Origin of the sequence: Caballeronia sp. (assembly GCF_049581465.1) — a bacterium.
In the GTDB taxonomy this organism is placed as follows: domain Bacteria; phylum Pseudomonadota; class Gammaproteobacteria; order Burkholderiales; family Burkholderiaceae; genus Caballeronia.
Genome location: NZ_JBAUSA010000773.1, coordinates 1 through 2,548, shown reverse-complemented (window position 1 = coordinate 2,548; position 2,548 = coordinate 1). Strand labels below are relative to the sequence as shown.

At 62.2% G+C, this 2,548-nt stretch carries 3 protein-coding genes; all 3 read left to right on the top strand.

The genetic code is table 11. From position 1 onward, the window contains the following. Positions 1-323 precede the first annotated feature (323 nt). Entirely contained in the window at positions 324-1,262 is a 939-nt protein-coding gene (locus WCA53_RS19065; RefSeq protein WP_423914095.1) for a transglutaminase family protein, read from the top strand. A gap of 33 nt (positions 1,263-1,295) precedes the next feature. Continuing rightward, a complete protein-coding gene (locus tag WCA53_RS19060) occupies positions 1,296-2,099 on the top strand; it encodes a transglutaminase domain-containing protein (RefSeq protein WP_423914091.1) in 804 nt (267 codons plus the stop codon). A gap of 207 nt (positions 2,100-2,306) precedes the next feature. Beyond that, a partial coding sequence (locus WCA53_RS19055) for a squalene/phytoene synthase family protein (protein WP_423914088.1) occupies positions 2,307-2,548 on the top strand: 242 nt, incomplete at its 3' end.

The following is a 2,548-nucleotide window of genomic DNA, read 5'->3' as shown; positions in this document are numbered from 1 at the left end:
GCTACAGCGAGCGCGCAGGCCGACGCTGCATCGATTACGCGCGCACTGATCAAGCGTCTGACGATGGGGCGCGTCGTGCTCGATACCGTCGCGTAGCGCTCCCACTGGCGGCCCGTCCAGCCCGGCCCCGCCCCAAACGAATTCTTTCGACCCGCGTGTCTCCTGTATCCTGAAGACCGCAAGGGCTGGCCATTGCAGCCACCCGGATCACAGGCACCGCCATGGCTTTCAACACGCATGCCGCAAGCCTCGCGGCACGGTCGCGGAGGTTCGCGACTGACGGCCTCTCGCCTGTCGAGTCCATCACGACGGGACACTTTCAAGTGAACGAACCACAACGCTTTACCGTAAGGCACCTGAGCGTCTACCGGTATTCGGAACCCGTCGATTTCGGCGAGCACCGGATGATGTTTCGCCCGCGCTCAAGTCACGACGTGCGCCTCGTCACCACGCAATTGAAGATCACGCCGGAGCCGGCGCGCTTGCGCTGGCTGCACGATGTCTTCGATAACTCCGTCGCAGTCGCCACGTTCGACACCCAGGCGGCCGAGCTGTCGTTCGAGAGCGAAGTGACCATCGAGCACGTTGAATCGCCGCAGCCCGACTACGCGCTGGAACCGTACGCTGCCACCTTTCCGTTCACGTACACGAACGAGGAAGCGTCGGATCTTGTGAACGCGCGCAATCGACCGGATCCCGACGGCGATGTCGACGCATGGGCCCGGCGCTTTGTCACGCCCGGCGAGACCATCGGCACGATGGCGTTGCTGCGCGCCATGACGAAGGAAATCAACGACGACTTCAAGTACGTGCGCCGTACGGAAAAGGGCGTCAATCGTCCCGCCGATACCCTGCGCCTGCACAGCGGCAGTTGTCGCGATTTTGCCGTCCTGATGATGGATGCGGTCCGCTCGCTCGGCCTCGCTGCGCGCTTCGTGAGCGGTTATATCTACGTGCCGGATCACGACGCCCCACGCGAAGCAGCGCCCGCTGCCCCCAAAGACGAATCCAGCGAAGAATCCAACGCACCCACCGCGCGCGGCGGCGGCGCAACCCACGCCTGGTTGCAGATCTTCCTGCCGGGTGCCGGCTGGGTCGATTTCGATCCGACCAACAGTATTGTCGGCAACCGCCATCTCATTCGCGTCGCGGTCGCGTGGGACTATCATCAGGCTCTGCCCTTATGGGGAACCTGGAATGGCGAGCCTGGTTCGTTCCGCGGCCTAGATGTCGAGGTCAGTGTGACCGAGCTTCACTCATGATCATCTCCGTCTAAAGGTCTAAAGGCCGCTCCCATGAAACTCCGCGTTGGTTACGAGCTGGTCTACGAGTGTCCGCAACCGACACCCATGCTCCTCATGCTGAACACCCATTTTTCGTTCGCGCCGCAGATGCTCGTCGCCGATGTGCTCAAGGTCGATCCGCCCGTGCCGATCTCGCAGTATCGCGATGGCTTTGGCAACCTGTGCAGCCGGCTGGTCGCGCCGAAAGGACACATCACGCTGTCGACGACGGCGCTGGTTGAAGTGTCGCCGGACCCCGAGATTCCTTCGCCGAGCGGCGAGCAGCATCCGGTCGAAGAACTGCCCAACGAATGTCTCGTCTTCCTGCTCGGCAGCCGCTATTGCGAAACCGACTTGCTCTCCGAATTCGCGTGGAAACAGTTTGGCAAGGGGCCCCTCGGACGCCCTCGGGTACAGGCGATCTGCGACTTCGTGCATAACCACATCGTGTTCAACTACGCACACGCCCGGCCAACGAAAACCGCGTGGGAAGCGTACAACGAGCGTCAAGGCGTATGCCGCGATTTCGCGCATCTCGCCCTCACACTTTGCCGCGCGATGAACATCCCGGCGCGTTACTGCACGGGCTACATCAGCGACGTCAACGTGCCGCTGCCTCATTCATCGATGGATTTCGCCGGGTGGTTCGAAGCGTTTATCGGCGGGACCTGGCAGACGTTCGATGCCCGCAACAACGTGCCGAGAACTGGCCGCGTGCTGATGGCTCGTGGCCGCGACGCCGCCGATGTCGCGATCAGCAACACCTTCGGGCCGACGAAACTGATCAAGTTCGACGTGATCTGCGAAGAACAATGAGCCCGTGAGGGGACAAGCCGTCAGAGCCTGCGCAAGGTTGCAGCCCCTCTCCATCCGGGCGATAATTTGAGATTAGGCCGTGCTGTCGCGTTGCTCGGTATGGGCGCTTGCCCAGCCATCCGGAACACCCCACGAGCCATTGAATCTCAATGGCTTTTTTTCTGGCACTGACCGATCGGCGTTGAGCCGTCACTACCTCCCCGCCCTGTGAACTTCGACGAATACTGCCAGCAGAAAGCCGCACCCGATGGTTCGAGCACTTACTACGCGTTGCGCCGCGCTCCGTCGGCGGGACAGCCTCTGTTGACGGCGCTATATGCGCTGCGCCGGGAGCTTGAAGAGACATCGAAGGAAGCCAGCGATCCCACCATCGGCCGGACCAAGCACACCTGGTGGCAGAAGGAACTGGCGAGCCTCTTCTTCGGAGAGCCCGCGCACCCGGTCACGAA

Excerpts from the sequence above, each read along its gene's own strand:
- WCA53_RS19060 (WP_423914091.1), top strand. The coding sequence starts at position 1,296 with ATGAAACTCCGCGTTGGTTACGAGCTGGTCTACGAGTGTCCGCAACCG.